The following is a 21071-nucleotide window of genomic DNA, read 5'->3' on the forward strand; positions in this document are numbered from 1 at the left end:
TTTCATTTAATATATTATTGGAAAAGATAACTTTCTTATCTACTATTAAATTTTAACAGTCGGTCTAAATATATTTTTTGCAAGCTCTTCTTAAATTACTAAAATTTTTCAAAAAAAATAAGCCTTTAAGGGCTTATTTAAACAAGTCTTCTGGTGCTACTTGATCTCTATAACGGTCAGCTATTTCTTCTATTTTTTTAAATCTGTGATTTACCCCTGACTTTCCAAGTGGAGGATGAAGAAGTTCTCCTAATTCTTTTAGGCTAATATCTTCATATTCTAATCTTAAAAGAGCCACCTCCTGAAGATTTTTAGGAAGTTTGCTAATTCCTATCGTCTTTTGGATTATCAATATACTTTCTACTTGTCTTACTGCTGCATCAACAGTTTTAGAAAGATTGGCTGTTTCACAGTTGACTATTCTATTTACCTTATTTCTCATATCTTTCATTATTTTGGCATTTTGCAGTGCAAACATAGCACTATTAGCTCCCATAATTGCGAGAAGGTCAGAAATTTGTTCACTTTCTTTGAGATATACTACAAAGTTATTCTTCCTTGCAACTATTTTACTATTAAATCCCATTGAATTTATCAAATCACTTAATTCATAAGCATAGTCCTCATTGTTAGTTACAAACTCCATATGATAGTTTTTTTCTGGATCATTGATTGAGCCGCTTCCCAAAAAAGCACCTCTTATATAGGCATTTGCTTCATCGGGCTCATTTACTATTTCTGGTGGAATATCATTTCTCGTGAAAATTGTATTTTCATTTTCCAAAATTCCAAGTCCTACTAGAAGTTTACTTGCTCCCATTTCAGGAGTAACAGTCAGAACATAACTATTGTTCTTCTTTAACATTTGATTTTTATTGACAGTGATACTTGTGTTTATGTCGAAGTTATTTTTCAATATCTTGAACACTCTTCTAGCTATTACATTGAGTTCAGTTGTTATCTTTAGGCTTATCTGCATATTACCTGAAAGCTGAATAGTTCCAGATAGCCTTACGATTGCAGAAAGCTCAGCAATATCTAGTCTTTTGCTATTATTTTCTATTCTTGACAGTTCACTTTTTGTATTTGCTGAAAAAGACATCTTTAGCTATCCTTTTTACCTTCTTTTGCAATTTCTTTAAGTGCTACTTTGATGATTTCTCTTTCATCATCGTATCTTGCCATATCAAGAACTCTGTCAATATGAATAAACTTTGCTTCTACAAACCCTTCTTCTCTTTGTGGAACTGTGTCCATACTTTTTGTGTGCATTAAGTACCAAAATACTATTTTATGGACCCCTCTTTGTTGATCCCAATTTTCCTTATATGTATAGTGAATTTCACCAAGATATTTTTCTATACTTGCCTTTACACCTGTTTCTTCCTTTACTTCTCGAAGTGCTGTCTCTTCATGAGTTTCCCCTGCTTCTACCTTGCCCTTAGGCAAAACCCAATCACCATTGTACTTTCTCAGTAGTAATATAGTATTACCAAGGACAACTACACCACCTGCACTTACCTCTTCTCTCATAATATCACTCCTTATTAAATCAAATGTTGTTTGTATAACTATGCTTAACCGCTATTTTAAGTACTGAACTAGACACCAATTCAGCATCATGTCTTATATATCCGTTCTTTATTTCTATTAACTGTTGCTCAACATATGTTATTCCCATTCTATTTAGCTCTTCTTTTTGATAATCGTCCAAAAGAACAAGCTCTGCACCATCCTTGGCATATCTTTCAAAAACACCAGAAGGCAGTTGGTCATTATTGCTAACAACATAGTCTATAAAGTTTGTACCTGCATGGTCAATTAATACCTTTACATGGTCCAAAACATTCTTTCCATCTGTTTCTCCAGGCTGAGTCATTATATTGCATACATAGATTTTAGGTGCCTTGGATTTAGATAGAGCTTCTATAACATCTTCTACTAACAAGTTAGGAAGTATGCTTGTATAAAGGCTACCTGGACCTATTACTATTGCATCTGCATTTTCTATTGAATGTATAACTTCTTCCAAAGGTTTTACATCTTTCTTATCTAGACTCATTTTCTTTATTTTTGTATTTTTCTTTTTTGCTTCCTTAGGTATGTTGGATTCGCCTACTATTGTGCTTCCATCTTCCAGTTCAGCTACAAGATTTATATCATCCATAGTAACTGGAAGTACCTTCCCTGTAATGGCAAATATCTGGCTCATCTTGTAGACAGCCGTTTCAAAATTATCGTACAGTCCTGTCATAGCTGCTATAAAAAGATTTCCAAAACTCTGTCCCTTTAGAGCTCCCTCAGGAAATCTGTACTGCATTACTTCATTCATTGTCGGCTCAATGTTGGCAAGTGCAAGAAGACAATTTCTAATGTCACCTGGTGGCAACATTCCCAAGTCTTCTCTTAATGCACCTGAGCCTCCACCATCATCTGCAACAGTAACTATTGCAGTAATATTTTTTGTATCATGTTTCAATCCTCTTAAAAAAACTGATTGTCCTGTACCGCCACCTATTACGACAACATTTGGTTCATTTATTTGTTGTTCTATCTTTTGAAATGTTATCTGACTTTGGTGTAAGGCTTTTTTATATAATTTTAAAAATTTATACGAAACAAACAAAGCAACTATAAATGCTATAACACCTAAAAAAGCAAGAAGAGATAATACTAGCTCTGTCCCACTCAGTTGTATTTGCATATTTTGCCTCCATTAATCTAACTTAGAATCTCTATGTTTCTTCACTGCTCTGTAACCCTGTTCACATAGATAATCGTAAGTCATATTAGTTATTGTAACAGATCTATGTCTTCCACCTGTGCAACCTATTCCTATTACAAGATGTTGCTTACCTTCGTTGAGATATTGTGGAATAAGAAAATCAAGCATATCGAATAATTTTTCTACAAATTTCTTGCTGATTTCTGAATCCATTACAAAATTTCTTACTTCCTCAAAATCACCTGTCTTTGGTCTTAGTTCAGGAACATAATATGGATTTGGCAAAAATCTTACATCAAATACAAGATCTGCATCAATAGGTAATCCATATTTAAATCCAAATGACACTACAGATATTGTAATATTTGGACTTTCTAAACCATCACCAGAATCATACATACTAGCTATTTCAGCTTTTAAATCCTTTGGCTTCATATTTGTAGTATCTATTATCATCTTAGAATACTTCTTCAAAGGCTCCATAATCACTCTTTCTTTTTTGATTCCATCCGGAATCTGTGAGTTTGCCGCCAATGGATGATTTCTTCTTGTCATCTTATATCTCTTGACCAAAACATTGTCATCACAGTCAAGATATATCATATCGTATTTATAGTTGGCTGCACTTAACTGTTCTAATGCTTCATTTAAAGCCTGGAAAAATTCTCTTCCTCTAATATCTATGCCAAGCGCCACCTTATCCATATTAGAATTCGACTGGAAAAAGAGTTCTGCAAAGTTAATTATAAGCGCTGGAGGTAAATTATCCACACAATAGAAGCCCATATCCTCTAAAGCTCTCATTGCCTCACTTTTACCTGAACCCGACAGTCCTGTTACTATCACAAATTTCATTAATCAGACCTCCAATCATTAACTACTATTATTTTTCTATATTTTCAACTCTTTCTACATCTAATCCTGCTTCCTCAATAATTTCAAAAGCTCTTTTGAAATTAGCAATATCTTCAGGACGATGTGCATCCGAACCTATATAGAATTTAATATCTCTATCCTTTATTTGTTTTATCATTTCTGCATTGAGCCTATCATGATGACCATTTATTTCAAGCCCAGTTCCTGTTTCTTCAGCAACTCTAGCTATTTCATCAATATCTACTCTTCCCTTATCTCCTGGATGCGTTATATACATTATATCATTATTCTTCATTGCATTTACAACTGCTCTTGTATTATATGCCTTTGAAAATCTACCTCCAGTAATCACATTGTCTACGTGATTTAAAAGGGCTCTAAATGATGTTGGTTTTGAACCAAAATGATAACCTGCCAAGATATAATCAAAGTATCCCTTCATATCATCAGGCATATCAATTTTACCGCTATCATCTAAAATATTACACTCCATACCCATTAATATTTCTATTTCTGGATATTTTTTATTTAGTCTATCTATTTCTTCTCTTTCCTTTTTAGCATTTTCCTTAGAAAGCCCATATAGACTATGGCTAAATCCATGTTCTGAAATTCCTATTGTTTTAAGACCCTTATCTATTGCAGCCTTTACATTTTCTTCAATAGTTCCTTTTGCATGTCTTCTCTTATCATTACCACCACAACTATAAATTGTGTGGTCATGGTAATCTGCTAGAATTTTCATCTATTCACCTCCAGATTACTCTCTATCTTCTCCTATAATCTTTACTTCTTCCTCAAGATGTACTCCTTGTGAACTGTAAACTGTGTCTTTTACATGTTCAATTAGGTTGATTATATCTGTTGCTGTTGCATTATTGTGATTAATTACAAATCCTGAATGCTTTTCAGATACCTGTGCCCCACCTAAAGACTTACCTTTCAAGTTAGAATCTTGTATTAGCTTTCCTGCAAAATAACCTTCAGGTCTCTTGAAAGTTGAACCTGCACTTGGATATTCAAGTGGTTGCTTTGATTTTCTCTGATAAGCAAGGTCATCCATTTTTTCTTTTATTTCTTCATAGTTGCCTTTTTCAAGCTCTATAACAGCAGATATTGCTATTTTCTTTTCATCAGTAAGTCTACTGTGTCTATATCCAAAATTCATCTCTTCGTTTGTATATTCTGTAATATTTCCTTCGCAGTCCATTAATCTTGCTGACTTTACTATATTCTTCATCTCTCCACCATAAGCACCTGCGTTCATTGCCAATGCTCCTCCTAGAGATCCCGGAATACCTGATGCAAACTCAAATCCTGTTAAAGATGCTCTCATAGCCTCTCTACCTATTACTGATAAAAGTGCACCTGTCTGAACTGTTATTAGATTTCCTTCAATCTTGTAGTCGCTAAAGTTATCTGATAATTCTATTACCAAACCTCTAAAACCACCATCTTTTATTAATATATTTGTTCCATTTCCTTTTACGAAAAATGGGATATTCTTCTCTGTCGCAAATTTAAAAACAGCCTTTATTTCTTCTTCAGTTGTAGGTCTTACAAGTATATCTGCTGGACCGCCAACTCTAAAAGAAATATGCTTGTCCATTGGTTCATCTATAAATATTAATTCTTCACTTATTACTTCCTTTAACGAATCGTACATTTCTTTTTTATCCATTATATCCTCCTTTCAATTTTAAACAATACATACCAACTTATATAATATCTAAAATACGTCAAAATAACAATACTTTTACGTTTATTTTCCTTTATTTTCTATCACATCCGTTAATTTGTTAGAAAATTCTATTGCAGCATCATTTCCTAACTGTCTTTGCCTGTAATTCATAGCTGCAACTTCAAGCACCATGGCGATATTTCTGCCTGGTTTAACTGGAACAACTATTTTTTCAATCTTTGTATCAAGTATATATTCATAATCCTTATCTAGCCCTAATCTATCATAGTACTTTTCTGGATTCCAACTTTCAAGATAAGCTATCATATCCACTCTTTTTCTAGGGTTTATGCTTCTTGCTCCATAAAGGCTTCTAATATCTATTATTCCTATGCCTCTTATTTCAAGATAATTTCTCAAAAGTTCTGGAGACTGCCCTATTAAGACACCATCGTCTGAACGCTTTATTTCCACTGCATCGTCTGCTACTAGTCTATTGCCATTTTGCACAAGTTCTAGCGCTGTTTCAGACTTGCCAATACTACTTTCACCCTTTATAAGAACTCCTACTCCATTTATATCTACCAAAACTCCATGAACTGTCTGAGTAGGTGCCATTCTTTCCTCAAGATATGAGGATAGCTTATTAATAAACCTTGTAGTTTCCTTCTTAGTTGAACATACTATAGTACCCATTTTACTTGCCCACTTGAAGAAATCTTCTCTAAGCTCCATACCTCTAGTTACTATTACTATTGGTATATCATACGAAAAATACTGGCTTAAAGTATTATCTCTTGATTCTTCATCAAAGTTACCAAAAAAAGTATACTCTGTTTTACCAATTATCTGTATTCTTTCTGGTGTAAAATAATCAAAATATCCAGCTAGCTGTATTCCAGGTCTATTTATTTCCTTTTCTGTTATTATCATTTTCTCAGCCTTGCCTTCAGGACATATTATTTCTTTTAATTTTAAATCATCTATTAATTCTCTAACTGTAACTTTCTTCATTTTCACGCCTTCCATAATTTTTTCCTCATTTTCTTTTAATTAAAGGACTAGGAATCCTTCTTTATATTATACTATTTTTTATATTGTTTTTCCTTATTATTAAAGTTTTTATTCTCTAAAATAACATTTTTTTCTTAAAAACAGCATAATATTTTTAATTGCTCTTATACATATTATCAAATATGTATATTTTTACTAACTTTTTATTTTTTCTATTCTATATAATATTAATTTTGCATTTATCTAACTTTTTTAAGATGCTCAAGTATCTTATTTGCTAATTCTATATTTATACCCTCTGTCTCTGCTATTTCTTCAGGAGTTGCCTTTTTTACATTGTCTACATCCTTAAACTTCAACATAAGAGCCTTTTTTCTCTTTGGACCCACTCCAACTACATCATCTAGAGCAGATTTTGTCATTTTCTTATCTCTCAAACTTCTGTGATATGAAATAGAATAATCATGAACTTCTTCCTGTATTCCTGCTACAAATCGATACAAGCTTGAACTTCTATCAAGCTCTATTGTTTTTTCAAAATTTATTAGCCCCTTAGTCCTGTGTCTATCATCTTTATACATACCCCAAAGAGGAATGTCCACATTGTTATATTTCATTACTTCTTTAACTGCAGAAACTTGTCCTTTTCCACCATCTAATAGTATTAAATCTGGATAGTTACCGTGTTTCAATCTTCTATCCAAAACTTCTGCCATAGAAGCATAGTCATCTGGACCTTCTACTGTTTTTATCTTAAATCTTCTATACTCTTTTTTATCTTTTACACCATCGGTATATACAACCATAGTTCCTATTGAATCAACTCCCTGTATATTGGAAATATCATAGGATTCTATCCTTCTTGGTTTTTCATCAAGATTAAGAAGTTCTGCAAGTTCTTCCAATGCGCCAACACTTCTTTTATATTTTTTCTTGTTTAAATCGTCAAACTTTACCAGATACTCATCTGCATTTTTTCTAACCATCTTAACTAGAGCCTTTTTTTCTCCCTTTTGAGGAACTCTAATATAAACATTACTTCCCCTTTTGGAAGATAGCATTTCTTCTACTATTTGCATATCCATAAATTCTTCCTCTACTATCAGCTCTTTAGGAATATACTCCTGAGACATGTAAAACTGTTTAATAAATGAACCTAGTATTACAGATCTATTATTATCCTTTACTCCTTCTAGCATAAAGTTTTCTCTTCCTGAAATTTTACCATTTCTAATAAAGAATACCTGTACACATGCTTCTTCATCAAAGTTAGCCATTGCAATAACATCTTGATCTGTATCATTTTGCACATTGGATATTTTTTGTTTTTCCATTATATCCCTAAGACTATTTATCTGATCTCTATATCTTGCAGCTTCTTCAAACTCTAAGTTTTTAGAAGCCTCTTTCATCTTTATTTCCAAAATAGATATCAGATTCTCCTCTTTTCCTGAAAGAAACATTATAATTTCATTTATCATTTCTCCATATTCTTCTTTTGAAACACTACCTCTACAAGGTCCTACACATTTTTTAATGTGATAATTCAGACATGGTCTTATTCTATTTTTTATGGCTCTATCTATATCTATATTACAAGTTCTAATAGGATACATATCTCTAATAATATCTAGAGTATCATTTACTGCAGCCACATTTGTATAGGGTCCAAAATATTTAGAACCATCTTTTATTACACGCCTTACTTTTTTTACCCTAGGATAGTCTTCTGCCATTGTAATTTTTATATATGGATATGTTTTATCATCTCTTAGCAATATATTATATTTTGGCTTATACTTTTTTATTAAATTACATTCTAGTATCAATGCCTCTAACTCTGAATCGGTCATTATATACTCAAAGCTTGCAATATTTTTAACCATAGATTTTACTTTATCTGAATGGTTTCTAGAGGACTGGAAGTATTGTCTGACTCTATTTTTTAAAGAAACTGCCTTGCCGACATATATTACTTGTCCTTTTTTATTCTTCATCAAATAAACTCCGGGATTTGATGGTAAGGTCTTTAAATGCTCTTGTATATCAAACAAATTCTTCCCACCTTTCTAATTCAAAATATCTATACTTTATATTATACACCAAAAAGGGATTGATATAATCAACCCCTTTATATTTATTTATTATTTTTAATCTTTTTCAATATTTTAAAAAAGATTTTTTTCTTACTTATCTAAAACTCTAGAAATATACTGTCCAGTATAGCTTTCTCTTACATTTGCTATTTCTTTAGGAGTTCCTTCTGCAACTATTGTTCCGCCTAAATTACCACCTTCTGGACCTAAATCTATTATGTGATCAGCTGTTTTAATAACATCAAGATTGTGTTCTATTACTACTACAGTATTTCCAGTATCTGCTAATCTCTGTAAAACTTCTATAAGCTTTCTTACATCTTCAGAGTGAAGACCTGTTGTAGGTTCATCAAGTATATATATAGTTCTGCCTGTAGGTCTCTTACTAAGCTCTGTAGCCAGTTTAATTCTCTGGGCTTCTCCACCTGAAAGCTGAGTTGAAGGCTGTCCAAGTTTGATATAAGAAAGTCCTACATCCATAAGTGTCTCTAATTTTCTTTTTATAGATGGTATATTCTCAAAGAATTCCAAAGCCTCTTCAACATTCATATCCAAAACATCTGATATGCTTTTATCCTTATATTTTACCTGAAGAGTTTCCCTATTATATCTTTCCCCCTTACACACCTCGCAAGGAACATATACATCTGGAAGGAAAAACATTTCTATTTTTAGAATTCCATCGCCCTTACAAGCTTCACATCTTCCTCCCTTAACATTAAAGCTAAACCTTCCTTTTTTATAACCTCTGGCTTTTGCCTCATTTGTAGATGCAAAAAGATCTCTTATCATATCAAATACACCTGTATATGTTGCAGGATTTGATCTAGGTGTTCTTCCAATGGGACTTTGATCTATATTTATTACCTTGTCTATATTCTCTATACCCTTTATTTCTTGGTGTTGTCCCGGTCTGACTCTAGATCTATTCAACTTCTGTGCTAATCCCTTGTGTAAAATTTCATTTACCAAAGTGGACTTACCTGAACCAGAAACTCCCGTAACACATATAAACTTTCCTAAAGGAAATTTAACATCTATATTTTTAAGATTGTTTTCTTTTGCACCTTTAACTTCAATAAACTGTCCATTTCCCTCTCTCAATTTTTCTGGAGTTGGGATTGTAATTTCTCCACTTAGATACTTACCTGTTATTGAATTTTTATTCTTTATAATATCTTCAACAGGACCTTCTGCAACTATTTCGCCACCATGAATACCGGCTGCAGGTCCTATGTCTACAATATAATCTGCAGCTCTCATAGTATCTTCATCATGTTCGACTACTATCAAGGTATTTCCTATATCTGTAAGTGTTCTCAAAGTTGCTATTAGCTTGTCATTATCTCTTTGATGAAGCCCTATACTAGGTTCATCTAATACATATAAGACACCTGTAAGAGCTGAGCCTATCTGTGTTGCAAGTCTAATTCTCTGTGCTTCACCACCAGACAAAGTTCCAGCCTTTCTTGAAAGAGTAAGATATCCTAGTCCTACATTTTTTAAGAACTTCGCTCTCTCGCCTATTTCTTTTAGTATATCATCTGCAATAAAAGCCTTCTTCTCACTTAGTTGTAAACTATCAATAAAATATATCAGTTCATCTACAGAAAGGTCTGTAACTTCCATTATATTTTTATCTCCAACCTTCACTGCCAAAACTTCAGCTTTCAATCTTCTTCCCTTACATCTTGGACATGGTTTTTCAGCCATATAATCTTCTAGCCTATCTCTCATGGCATCAGATTTCGTCTCTTTATATCTTCTATCTATATTTACAACAACACCTTCAAAATAATTTTTGTGTTCTTTTAGCCCACCGAACTTTGATTCAAATTCAAAGGAAACAATTGTATTTTCCTGACCATATAAAAGTTCATTTACAAAATCCTCTGGAAGATCCTTAAAGGGAACATCTACTGAAACATTGAATTTTTCACAAAGTGCCAATATCATCTTTGAGTAATATGTATTGTCATTAAGTCCATTTGTCGACCAAGCTGCTATTGCACCTTGCTTTAGAGTAAGATCTTTATTTGGAACTACTAAATCCACATCTACTTCTTTACTTTCTCCTAAACCATTACACAAATCACATGCCCCGAACGGAGCATTAAAAGAAAACATCCTAGGTGATAGCTCTTCTATTCCTATTCCATGATCTGGACAAGCAAATTTTGTAGAGAAAAGAGTTTCTCTATTTTCTTCACCATCTCTTCCAAGCTCCTGTATTATTACAAGACCATCAGATAGTTTCACCGCTGCTTCAATTGAATCGGCAAGTCTAGTTTCAATTCCATCTTTTACAATAATTCTATCTACCACTACATCTATAGTATGTTTTTTATTTTTTTCTAACTCAATATCTTCACTTATTTCTCTATTTTCTCCGTCAACTCTAACTCTTACATATCCTTCTTTTTGTATATATTGAAGAGTCTTCTTATGAGCGCCTTTTTGCCCTCTAACCATGGGGGACAGAATTTGAAGCTTGGCCCTATCTTCATATTCCATTACTTTGTCTACTATTTCTTGTATCGTCATTTGACTTATTAAATTTCCACAAGTAGGACAATGTACATCTCCTACTCTTGCATACAAAAGTCTCAAATAATCATATATTTCCGTTACGGTACCTACTGTAGACCTCGGATTCTTTGAAGTAGTTTTCTGGTCTATTGATATAGCCGGAGAAAGCCCCTCTATACTATCTACGCTCGGTTTGTTCATTTGACCTAAAAATTGTCTTGCATATGAAGAAAGACTTTCGACATATCTTCTCTGACCTTCAGCATATATTGTATCAAAGGCAAGAGAAGACTTGCCTGAACCTGACAAACCAGTAAATACAATAAACTTGTTCCTTGGAAGCGTCAAGTCAACATTTTTTAAATTATTTTCTCTAGCGCCCTTAATTATAATCTGATCGTTCAAAAACACCCCTCCTTTATCTATTCCTATTTATCGTGTTTGTTTTGCTTTATTCTAATATATCATAATAAATTTTAAATATCCAAAACTTTATATAAACAAGAACACCCTTGGCATTACCAGGAGTGTTCTTAAATAATCTATTATATTATTACCTGTTTTTCATATATTTAAAACAGTAAACTTGTAAATCACTTTTTTATTTTAAATTACAACTTTTTTTCAAGTTCCATTATTTTATCTCTTAGCTGTGCCGCCTTTTCAAATTCTAGTTTTTCAGCCGCCTCCATCATTTCTGATTTAAGAATAATAATTGCATCTCCTATATCAGCCTTATCTTTCAGCTTACTTACATTGCTCAAATCATAACTTCCTTCTTCTTCTGCAATCTTAGTTGCTTCTATACTATCTCTAATTTCCTTGTGTATAGTTTTAGGTGTTATATGATGTTTTTCATTATATGCAGACTGTATCGCTCTACGTCTTTCAGTTTCTGTAATTGCTTTATTCATAGAATCAGTAACCCTATCTGCATACATTATTACTCTACCATCTGCGTTTCTAGCGGCACGCCCTATGGTCTGTATTAAAGATGTTTCAGATCTCAAGAAACCTTCCTTATCTGCATCTAGTATAGCTACAAGTGATACTTCTGGAATATCAAGACCTTCTCTTAAAAGGTTAATTCCTACCAAAACATCAAATTTTCCTAGTCTTAAATCTCTTATTATCTCTGTTCTTTCTAGAGTAACTATATCAGAATGTAGATATTTGACCTTGATTCCCAATTCTTTTAAATAATTTGTAAGATCTTCACTCATTTTCTTTGTAAGTGTTGTTATCAATACTCTTTCGCCCTTTTCAATATTCTTATTTATTTCAACTACAAGGTCATCGATTTGATTTTCAACAGGTCTTACACTTATTATAGGATCCAAAAGTCCCGTAGGTCTGATTATCTGTTCTGCAAATACCTGAGAATGCTCCATTTCATAAGGTCCTGGAGTAGCCGTAGTAAATAAAATTTGATTTATATTTTCCTCAAATTCTTCAAAATTAAGAGGTCTATTGTCATAAGCTGATGGAAGTCTAAATCCATTTTCTATAAGAGATTTCTTTCTAGATTGATCTCCTGCATACATTCCTCTAACCTGTGGTATAGTAACATGAGATTCATCTACTATAATAAGATAGTCATCTGGAAAAAAGTCCATTAATGTGTATGGTTTTTCTCCTTTTTCTCTAGAAGTAATATGCCTTGAATAGTTTTCTATCCCCTGACAAAATCCTATTTCTCTCAACATTTCTATATCATAATTAGTTCTTTGTTCAATTCTCTGAGCTTCCAAAAGTTTATCATTGTCTTTAAAGTTTTTAATTGTATCCTCTAGCTCAACTTCTATAGTTTTTATCGCTGACTCAATTCTTTCAGGAGTTGTTACATAGTGAGATGCGGGGAATATTACAACATGATTTCTTTCGCCTACTACTTTTCCCGTTACATAGTCTATTTCTGTGATTCTATCTATTTCATCTCCAAAGAACTCTACTCTTATTGCTCTTTCATCATTTCCAGCAGGGAATATTTCCAATATATCTCCCCTAACTCTAAAAGTACCTCTTACAAAGTTTATATCATTTCTTTCATACTGTGTTTCCACAAGTTTTTTAATAACTTCATCTCTATCTTTTATCATACCTGGTCTTAATGATAACATCAGCTCTTTATAGTCTTTAGGATCACCCAAGCCATAAATACATGAAACTGAAGATATAATTATTGTATCTCTTCTTTCAAGTATTGCTGCAGTGGCAGAGTGTCTTAATTTATCTATTTCATCATTTATACTGGCATCTTTTTCTATATATGTATCGCTGTGTGCAACATAGGCTTCCGGTTGATAATAGTCATAATAGCTAACAAAATACTCTACTGCATTTTCTGGAAAAAACTCTTTAAACTCACTATAAAGCTGAGCTGCCAAAGTTTTATTATGTGCAAGTATCAAGGTTGGCTTTTTAACCTTTTGAATAATATTTGCCATGGTGAAGGTTTTTCCCGAACCTGTTACACCTAGCAAAGTTTGATATTTGTTTCCTTTATTTATGGACTCTGCAATTTTTTCTATAGCCTGAGGCTGATCTCCTGTTGGCTTATAGTCTGAAACTAATTTAAATTCCATTATCTCTTCCTCTTCTTGTTCTCAACATACTCGATCATCTCTTCTGCAAGTTCTCTAGTAATGTCGCCTTCTATATTAAATAAATATTCCTTGCCCCAATCGCTTAAAAGATGTAGATATTCTTCACCCTCTTTTTCAATTAGTTCTATTTTTTCTATATCTACTATTGGTATGTCTAATTTCGTAATCTTTTTCGGCATACTTCCGTGAAGACTTTTTCTACTGTATTCTGCAAAAAAAGTTTCTTCAGTAAGATATAAAGTATACAAGTCTGGAACTGGACCAGAGGTTCTATTATGTCCTAATAGTGAATTTGCAACCATATTTGTTCCAAGATTTGTTCTGTTTAATTTTCTGTATGTTGTAAAACTAACTACTACATTTTCTTCATTATATTTTGCTGTCATATTAAGTACACCTCCAATTATATTATGTTAACTATATTTTACCATATATTTTTGAATGTTGTATTTATTTTTCTTATATTGTAAAATATAATGTAATTATTACATGGTCTTTTCAGGGCTTTATTTACCGTTTAATTGAAGGTCTACGATTTTAAGATATATCACTTAACAGGAGGTAGTAAATGGAAAATAGATTTAAAACAAAACAAAATGTCTATTTAATTTTAATAGTACTTGGTATTGTACTAGCAGTTGCTTTAAATGCAAAAGATGTGTTAATAAAATTTTTTGGATTTTTAGGCATATTTAAGCCAATTTTCCTTGGCTGCGTAATAGCCTTTATACTTAATATAGTAGTTTCACTTTGGGAAAAAATATTTTTTCCAAACACAAAGAGCAAGTATCTTCAGAAAAGTAGAAGAGGAATATGCATCCTTCTATCTTTTTTATCTGTTATTTTGATACTATATCTTGTTTATATGCTTGTAGTGCCACAGCTTTCAAAATCGATTGCTGTTATATCTAATAAGTTCCCTGATCTTTACGAAAGTATTCGTGATGAAGCTATTAAACATTCCAGCTCTCTACCTACGATCAGAGAAAAACTTCTTTCTTCTGATAAAACTGGTCAAGAGGCTATTCAAAAACTTATTGGAACTCTTTCAATATGGACAAGTAATATATTTAATATTATAGGCTCTGTATTCGGTGTAATGGCAGATTTTGTTATGTCAACAATTATAGCTATATACCTTGTTGCTGGAAAAGAAACTCTTGGAAGACAGTTTAAGAAGCTATTCAAAAGATTCCTTCCTGAAGGTTTCACTAAAAAAATGTACTATGTTTTAGATATTGCAAATTCGACTTTCGCTTCATTCTTTACAGGTCAGTTTATTGAGGCTATTATATTAGGAAGTTTGTGTACTGTCGGACTCTTTATCTTTAGATTCCCATATGCACCGATGATTGGATCTGTAGTAGGCTTTACTGCCCTAATACCTTTAATAGGAGCATATATAGGAGGGGCCTTTGGATTTTTTATGATTTTAACTCACAGTCCAATACAGGCTATTTTATTTATAGTTTTCCTAGTAATTTTACAACAGATAGAAGGTAATTTAATTTATCCTAGAGTAGTCGGTGGTTCTGTAGGGCTTCCTGGAGTCTGGGTAATTATCGCAATTATTATAGGTGGTGGATTGGCAGGTATTGCTGGAGTATTCTTTAGTGTTCCTGTTACAGCAACTATTTATAAAATCTTAAAAGCTGCAGTAAATGACGGTGGAGAACCTATTAGTAAGGATTTTCTATCATCTCATGGAAAAATATCTGCAGATATAAAGATTTCTATAGATGAGGAAGAAACTATTTCAGAATCGGAAGACAAATCTTACGATTACGATACTTCAAATAACAATATTGAAAAATAAATAATATATAAAATAATCAGCAAGAGAGGAGCACTCCATGTGGTGAGCTCCTCCCTTGCTGATTATTTTATAGAAAAAGTTTCTATATAGCTTTTTATAAGAACCATAATATAGAATTATGAATCTTGTCAATTATATATTATAAAGCATATTTAAATTTTAATATATATACTTTACTATATTCTACATCTACTGATTACTTTATTCAAGCTAATGGCATATCTATTTATAATATTTTTCCATCATTTTCTCGAATACCTTCAATGCTTTTCTACATTTTTCTGTTTCTACACAGTATGAAAGTCTCATATGAGCCTTAGATCCAAATCCAGTTCCAGGTACAACTATCATATCATATTCTTTAGCTCTTTCAGAGAATTTTTCTGAATCTCCATCTGGTGATTCTATAAATAAATAAAATGCTCCTGCTGGCTTAGCAAGTTTATATCCTAGTTCTGTAAGTCCATTATAAAGAATATCTCTATTTTCTTTATAAACTGTTAAGTCCGGTTCAACATCTATACACTTTTCTATTACTCTTTGGAATAGAGTCGGTGCACATACATATCCAAGAGCTCTCGCAGCTCCTGAGCAAGCCGCCATTAACATCTTATCATCTACACAATCAGGAATAAGTATATAACCTATACGCTCTCCTGGTAGTGATAGAGATTTTGACCATGAATAGCAAACTACTGTGTTCTTATAATATTCTGGGATAAATGGCACTTCAAGCCCATCTACTAAAACTAACTCTCTGTAAGGTTCATCTGTCACTAGATAAATCGTTTTCCCAAATTCTTCAGATTTTTCTTCAAGCAACTTAGCTAAAGCTTCTATTTCTTCTTTAGAATAGACTACACCTGATGGATTGTTTGGTGAATTTACTATTACAGCTTTTGTATTTTTTGTAATTGAATCTCTCAATGCATCAATATTTAGTTGCATATCGTCTTTACAATCTACAAGCACTTGCTTTCCACCTTGTGCTTTAATAAATACAGAATATTCAGGGAAAAATGGTGCTAAAACTACTATTTCATCATCTTCTGAAGCAATCAAGGCTCTAAAAACAATATTTAATGATGCAGCTGCTCCACAAGTTAGCAGTATGTTATTTTTGGAATAGTCAGTTCCAAATCTTCTGTTTAAATTGTCTGCGATAGCCTCTCTTGTTCCATCATGTCCCATTCCTGAACTATAACTATGATACATTATTGGAGAATTGTCTTTTATAATTTCAATTATAGCATCCTGAACCTCTTTAGGTGCAGGAACACTCGGATTTCCTAAACTAAAATCAAGCACATTTTCTTCTCCGACTTCCTTAGCTCTCATAGCTGCAAAAGCTGCAAGTTCCCTAATAATAGATTTTTCAGTTCCTAATTTTGTCATTTCTTGAGATATCATAAAATTTACCCCCTAAACAAATATATGTAGTTATACCGCTAATTTAATAAATATAAACTAACTGTATATATTTATATATTAGCGGTATTTACTACTAAATTCAATAACTTTTTTCTATAGTTTTAACTAAATTTTATACAGGATCGTTGATAGTTTTTCCAACCTTTCCTAGCATACTTATTAGTGTAAATATTACTGAGCATACAATCGCAGGTAATACCCATTCAAAGCCAAAGTTCGCTAGTGGGAAGCCTGCTATCACATTAGCTGCAGACTCTAATAGATGTCCACCTCTCATTGCAGATGCTAGATTTATACTTTCAATGACAGATACAGCAAATGCACCTATAACTGCACCAGTATATGTCCAATTGTATTTGATTTTCTTATCAAAGATTGACATAAGTATAAGAACTATCATAACTGGATATATTGCAGATAAAATAGGAACTGCTACATCTATTAATCCATCAACACCTAAGAATGATAATGCAAATGAAACTAGCACGGATATTGTTACTACTGTTCTGTACTTAATCTTTCCATCAGTAATTGTCTCAAAATAATTACCACAAGTAGATGTGAGTCCTGTAGATGTTGTTAAACATGCAAGTGCAACTGCAACTCCCATAAATACCTTACCTACATTACCTAACATAAGTTCAACCATTCCTATCAAAAGAGCTGTTCTTTCAGTATCTGCATCAAAGTGAGCGCCAACTGTAGCCCCTGCATAAGTCAAACTTCCATATACTAGAGCAAGCAATAGAAATGCAACTAAGCCTACTCTTACACTTGCTTTAAACTGAATTTCTTTATCGGTATATCCACGTCTAATTAAATCTGTAATTACTATTCCAGCCATTAATGGAGAACCCAAGGCGTCCATTGTCTGATATCCCTCTTTAAATCCTAATGTAAATAACTTTGGAGTTGAAGTTTGAACTAGAGGATCTGGAGGATTTACTATTGACACTACTACTATAAGTGCAAGTATTACAAGAAGACAAGGAGTTAGGTATCTTCCTATAATGTCTATTACTTTAGTAGGATTCAAAGTAATATAGTAAGTTATTATAAAGAATACTAAACATGTAATCCAACTTGGTACAGAAGGAAACAGAGGTCTAATAAATATTTCATGTGTTGTTGCGCCTGTTCTAGGTACTGCGAAGAATGGTCCTATTGTAAGTATCGCTACTGTACCTACCAATTTTGCAAATTTAGGTCCTACTCTCTTTCCTAAGTCATCTGCTCTTCCACCGAGTTTGGCTGTAACTATTACACCAAGTATCGGTAGCACTGGATCTGATAGTAAAAATGCAAACATAGCTATATACCATCTATTCCCCGACAAAATACCAAGATATGGAGGGAAAATCAAGTTTCCAGCGCCAAAGAAAATAGCAAACAATGCGAATCCGCATATAATAATGTCTTTTCTCTTAATTTCCATAATTTTTCACCTTTTTCTAAAAAATAAATTTCAACAATTCTACCAGCAAAGTAGATTGTTTCTGTGAGAAGGTTAGTAAAACTCAGTTAAAATAATCTTTCTCTTTTTAACACTATTTCAAAATAGCTATAAAATAATTCCATGTAAAGCCAAAGCAAAATAAGAGAAAGTTATCTTTACTGCTTGAGTGTACTTTTTAATCACCTAATAAGTCGCCTCTTTAAATATTAAAATACAGAATATTCAGATAGAATTTACTCCATTTACCTATTCTTTCTGAAATATCCACAATAATACACAAATAAATCAGCAAGTATATTTTTCAACTATTATTTAATTTGAAAACATTTAACATTATTTAAAATAAATAAGTTTAAATTTATTTTTAAAATAATATATATAGTCTTTGGAAATCTTAAAGTTAGAAAAATAAATTATAAAAAATATTATTTTATTAATAATTACCTAAATAGAACGACTTTTTAAAAGTAAATTTCTTGAAAATGACTTTTTTACTTTTGTTTTTTACTTCAGATATAGGAAATTTTTTATTTTTTAAATCCACTGTATGAAATACTGCCTTTCTCGTTACCTTATTATACAATAAATTATCATAATTTTCTACAAAAAAACACCATTTTTTTAAAGTTTTCCGAATTTTACTAAATTTCTTTAAACACAATGTTTATTTTTTGTCTTATTATACAATTTATGTATAATTTTTTTAGCATATTTTTAACTTTTTTATTTCCCATATTTTTTCTTTTTTATATTAAATTATTAACCATTTTTTCTTTCTGTTTTCTTTAAATTTGTGTATAGACTTATATTCATAATTATATTTTTTGAAAAATATATATTATTTTTTATAAAAGCATAAAAATTTATAAAAGCACAATAATACAACATTTTTATTGTTAATCTCTAAATTTATAAATATTATAAAAAAGGTGTTAACAACAAGTTTATTCACACATATAAAATATGAATTCTTACTATTAACACCTCTTTAAGTTGTATTCTAATTATTCTATTTTTAAATTTGCTTCTTATTAATGGACTTCTAATTTAAATTTCTTTTATACTTGTTTAAGTGGAATTTTATATAGGTATAAGTACAAAAGATAAGTTTGCTTAGAAGTTGCTAAATATTTTAATTTTTACTATCTATTCATGTATTCTTTATGATAGCCTTCTAATATATTTAGTATTCTTTCTGCTAATTCCTTATAATCTTTGTCAGGTAGGTTTGCCTGAGATACTCTAACAGTTCCCTTTTCTGCAGAGAATCCTACTCCACCCATTAACACAGCTCCATTTTCAGAAGATAACCTAGTTAGAAAATCTATTTCTTCAAAATTATTTCTCATCCATTCTGAAAATTCCTTATCGTAAACTCTCTCTGCTATATCATATATATTTATAAGACTGTAATACTTAGCATTATAAGAATAATTGTTTTCTTCTAATCCTAAAGTTGACATCAAGTCATGATATCTTGATGAAACTATTTCTTTTGATTTCTTTATATATTTATCATCATTTTTAACTACTAGATGAGTCAGAGACATAAGAGCCATAAATATTTGCTGTGGTGTAGATAGACCACTTGTGTGATATAAACCTATATTTCTACTATCTGCACACATTCTATCTATAAATGGCATTTTTTCTGGATCTGTACTTACAATTGAATAATCATAAATAAGGTCATTTTTCTTCTGTTCAGGAAGCTCCTTTATAAGTCTGTCGCATACGTTTTCCTTATGCATTGCTATAAGACCAGTTCTCCAACCTGTAACTCCATACAATTTTGAATAAGAGTATACAAGTATAGTATTATGAGGAGCTATACTGTAAATAGTTCTAAAACCATCTACAAAAGTACCATAAACATCATCTGTTACTATTATTAAATCTTTTCTTTTTTCTAGTATTTCTGCAAGTCTATCTAAAATTTCATCTGATATTGCCTGTGAGGCTGGATTTGATGGATTAACAATAAAAAATGCCTTTATTTCTGGATCTAGCAATTTATCTATTTGTTCTGGCTCCATATGCCAATTATTTTCTTCTTTTGATCTAAGATTTATTTCAACCATACTAAATCCTGTAAGACGAGGTATCTGAATATATGGTGTAAATATCGGTGTATTCATTGCTATTTTATCACCCTTATTTACAAGTCCATTATGCTTTAACGAATTTAATATATCGCACATTGCAGCAGTTCCACCTTCTACTGGAAAAACTACTGTTTCATTCTTTAAATCTACGCCATTATATAAAATTGACTCTAAATAATCATTTAATATAATCTCTATGTTCTTTAAACATCTACTTGGAACTGGATAATTGTTTCCGATAACTCCGTCAGTTATTTCCTTTATCAGTTCATCTTTTTCAAGACCAAGTTCATCTATACAATAAGCAACTGCCTTTCTTAAAAAGTCATCTACTTCATCATCATTTTTCATATATTGGCAGAATCTATCGTATATACCATCTTTTTCTGTATAACCTGCCATATTTTCAAAATCTATTGTTCTTTTACTTTCATCAACACCCCATTGAATCAATCTAGCAAAAGCTAAACGTGCCTGAGTATTTATCCAGTTTGGATTACCTCTACCTGCGTTGAGTATTGTATTATTTTTATCGTTGTTCTTTGCTATTTTAAGCATATTGCTACTTACTTCAAAAGCTCCCAGTTTTTCAAGTTTTTTCTCATATCCTATATCTTTCATAAAAAGCCTCCTTATTTGTTGATAAAAACATAACAAAAATATCTATAATTTTGGAAAATATCTCCATAATTAATAGAATTTATTAAAATAAAATTTTAATTCTTGTACAACTCAA

The 21071-nt window shown here is 31.7% G+C and carries 15 protein-coding genes; 1 reads left to right on the top strand and 14 read right to left on the bottom strand.

What is annotated here, in order from left to right; translation table 11 throughout:
* Positions 1–133: 133 nt before the first annotated feature.
* From whiA to BMY82_RS03655, 11 genes are all read right to left on the bottom strand, one after another.
* A complete protein-coding gene (gene whiA, locus BMY82_RS03605) occupies positions 134–1102 on the bottom strand; it encodes a DNA-binding protein WhiA (protein WP_091974743.1) in 969 nt (322 codons plus the stop codon).
* Positions 1103–1104: 2 nt separating this feature from the next.
* Positions 1105–1533, bottom strand: a complete 429-nt coding sequence (locus tag BMY82_RS03610; protein ID WP_091974745.1) for an NUDIX hydrolase — start codon at positions 1531–1533, stop codon at positions 1105–1107.
* Positions 1534–1552: 19 nt separating this feature from the next.
* The gene (locus BMY82_RS03615; protein WP_091974747.1) at positions 1553–2704 is read right to left on the bottom strand and encodes a gluconeogenesis factor YvcK family protein; all 1152 of its coding nucleotides are present in this window, start codon (positions 2702–2704) and stop codon (positions 1553–1555) included.
* Between the two features lie 12 nt (positions 2705–2716).
* The gene (gene rapZ / locus BMY82_RS03620) at positions 2717–3580 is read right to left on the bottom strand and encodes an RNase adapter RapZ (protein ID WP_091974749.1); all 864 of its coding nucleotides are present in this window, start codon (positions 3578–3580) and stop codon (positions 2717–2719) included.
* A gap of 28 nt (positions 3581–3608) precedes the next feature.
* Positions 3609–4346: a PHP domain-containing protein gene (locus tag BMY82_RS03625; protein ID WP_091974751.1), complete on the bottom strand. Its 738-nt coding sequence runs from the start codon at positions 4344–4346 to the stop codon at positions 3609–3611.
* Between the two features lie 15 nt (positions 4347–4361).
* On the bottom strand, positions 4362–5282 hold the full coding sequence (gene murB / locus BMY82_RS03630) for a UDP-N-acetylmuramate dehydrogenase (RefSeq protein ID WP_091974753.1): 921 nt from the start codon (positions 5280–5282) through the stop codon (positions 4362–4364).
* A gap of 81 nt (positions 5283–5363) precedes the next feature.
* Positions 5364–6296 (bottom strand): HPr(Ser) kinase/phosphatase, encoded by a 933-nt coding sequence (hprK, locus tag BMY82_RS03635; protein ID WP_091974964.1) that lies wholly within the window; start codon positions 6294–6296, stop codon positions 5364–5366.
* A 239-nt stretch (positions 6297–6535) separates the two neighbouring features.
* Positions 6536–8350, bottom strand: a complete 1815-nt coding sequence (gene uvrC, locus BMY82_RS03640; RefSeq protein ID WP_091974756.1) for an excinuclease ABC subunit UvrC — start codon at positions 8348–8350, stop codon at positions 6536–6538.
* Positions 8351–8482: 132 nt separating this feature from the next.
* Positions 8483–11326: an excinuclease ABC subunit UvrA gene (uvrA, locus tag BMY82_RS03645; RefSeq protein WP_091974758.1), complete on the bottom strand. Its 2844-nt coding sequence runs from the start codon at positions 11324–11326 to the stop codon at positions 8483–8485.
* Positions 11327–11532: 206 nt separating this feature from the next.
* Complete coding sequence (gene uvrB / locus BMY82_RS03650) at positions 11533–13506, bottom strand: excinuclease ABC subunit UvrB (RefSeq protein ID WP_091974760.1); 1974 nt, start codon at positions 13504–13506, stop codon at positions 11533–11535.
* Positions 13506–13913 carry a hypothetical protein gene (locus tag BMY82_RS03655; RefSeq protein WP_091974762.1) on the bottom strand — a complete coding sequence of 136 codons (408 nt, stop codon included), beginning with the start codon at positions 13911–13913 and terminating at the stop codon, positions 13506–13508. Before BMY82_RS03655 ends, uvrB begins: the two co-directional genes overlap by 1 nt.
* A gap of 182 nt (positions 13914–14095) precedes the next feature.
* On the opposite strand from BMY82_RS03655, the gene BMY82_RS03660 reads away from it, so the two are divergent.
* Entirely contained in the window at positions 14096–15343 is a 1248-nt protein-coding gene (locus BMY82_RS03660; protein ID WP_091974764.1) for an AI-2E family transporter, read from the top strand.
* A 222-nt stretch (positions 15344–15565) separates the two neighbouring features.
* Here BMY82_RS03660 and BMY82_RS03665 read toward each other — a convergent pair whose 3' ends face one another.
* The 3 genes from BMY82_RS03665 to BMY82_RS03675 all read right to left on the bottom strand — a co-directional run bounded on the left by BMY82_RS03665 (position 15566) and on the right by BMY82_RS03675 (position 20956).
* A complete protein-coding gene (locus BMY82_RS03665) occupies positions 15566–16753 on the bottom strand; it encodes a pyridoxal phosphate-dependent aminotransferase (RefSeq protein WP_091974766.1) in 1188 nt (395 codons plus the stop codon).
* Positions 16754–16886: 133 nt separating this feature from the next.
* Complete coding sequence (gene brnQ, locus BMY82_RS03670; protein ID WP_091974768.1) at positions 16887–18209, bottom strand: branched-chain amino acid transport system II carrier protein; 1323 nt, start codon at positions 18207–18209, stop codon at positions 16887–16889.
* A 1163-nt stretch (positions 18210–19372) separates the two neighbouring features.
* Positions 19373–20956, bottom strand: a complete 1584-nt coding sequence (locus BMY82_RS03675) for a bifunctional aspartate transaminase/aspartate 4-decarboxylase (protein WP_091974770.1) — start codon at positions 20954–20956, stop codon at positions 19373–19375.
* Positions 20957–21071: the final 115 nt, after the last annotated feature.

The sequence above is a fragment of the Peptostreptococcus russellii genome (assembly GCF_900110295.1).
GTDB lineage: Bacteria > Bacillota > Clostridia > Peptostreptococcales > Peptostreptococcaceae > Peptostreptococcus > Peptostreptococcus russellii_A.

What these genes read in the sequence shown, in the direction of transcription:
- murB (WP_091974753.1), bottom strand. Translation starts at nt 5,282, where the DNA reads ATGGATAAAAAAGAAATGTACGATTCGTTAAAGGAAGTAATAAGTGAA.
- brnQ (WP_091974768.1), bottom strand. Translation starts at nt 18,209, where the DNA reads ATGGAAATTAAGAGAAAAGACATTATTATATGCGGATTCGCATTGTTT.
- BMY82_RS03665 (WP_091974766.1), bottom strand. Translation starts at nt 16,753, where the DNA reads ATGATATCTCAAGAAATGACAAAATTAGGAACTGAAAAATCTATTATT.
- hprK (WP_091974964.1), bottom strand. Translation starts at nt 6,296, where the DNA reads ATGAAGAAAGTTACAGTTAGAGAATTAATAGATGATTTAAAATTAAAA.
- BMY82_RS03610 (WP_091974745.1), bottom strand. Translation starts at nt 1,533, where the DNA reads ATGAGAGAAGAGGTAAGTGCAGGTGGTGTAGTTGTCCTTGGTAATACT.
- BMY82_RS03660 (WP_091974764.1), top strand. Translation starts at nt 14,096, where the DNA reads ATGGAAAATAGATTTAAAACAAAACAAAATGTCTATTTAATTTTAATA.
- rapZ (WP_091974749.1), bottom strand. Translation starts at nt 3,580, where the DNA reads ATGAAATTTGTGATAGTAACAGGACTGTCGGGTTCAGGTAAAAGTGAG.
- BMY82_RS03625 (WP_091974751.1), bottom strand. Translation starts at nt 4,346, where the DNA reads ATGAAAATTCTAGCAGATTACCATGACCACACAATTTATAGTTGTGGT.
- uvrB (WP_091974760.1), bottom strand. Translation starts at nt 13,506, where the DNA reads ATGGAATTTAAATTAGTTTCAGACTATAAGCCAACAGGAGATCAGCCT.
- BMY82_RS03675 (WP_091974770.1), bottom strand. Translation starts at nt 20,956, where the DNA reads ATGAAAGATATAGGATATGAGAAAAAACTTGAAAAACTGGGAGCTTTT.
- whiA (WP_091974743.1), bottom strand. Translation starts at nt 1,102, where the DNA reads ATGTCTTTTTCAGCAAATACAAAAAGTGAACTGTCAAGAATAGAAAAT.
- BMY82_RS03615 (WP_091974747.1), bottom strand. Translation starts at nt 2,704, where the DNA reads ATGCAAATACAACTGAGTGGGACAGAGCTAGTATTATCTCTTCTTGCT.
- BMY82_RS03655 (WP_091974762.1), bottom strand. Translation starts at nt 13,913, where the DNA reads ATGACAGCAAAATATAATGAAGAAAATGTAGTAGTTAGTTTTACAACA.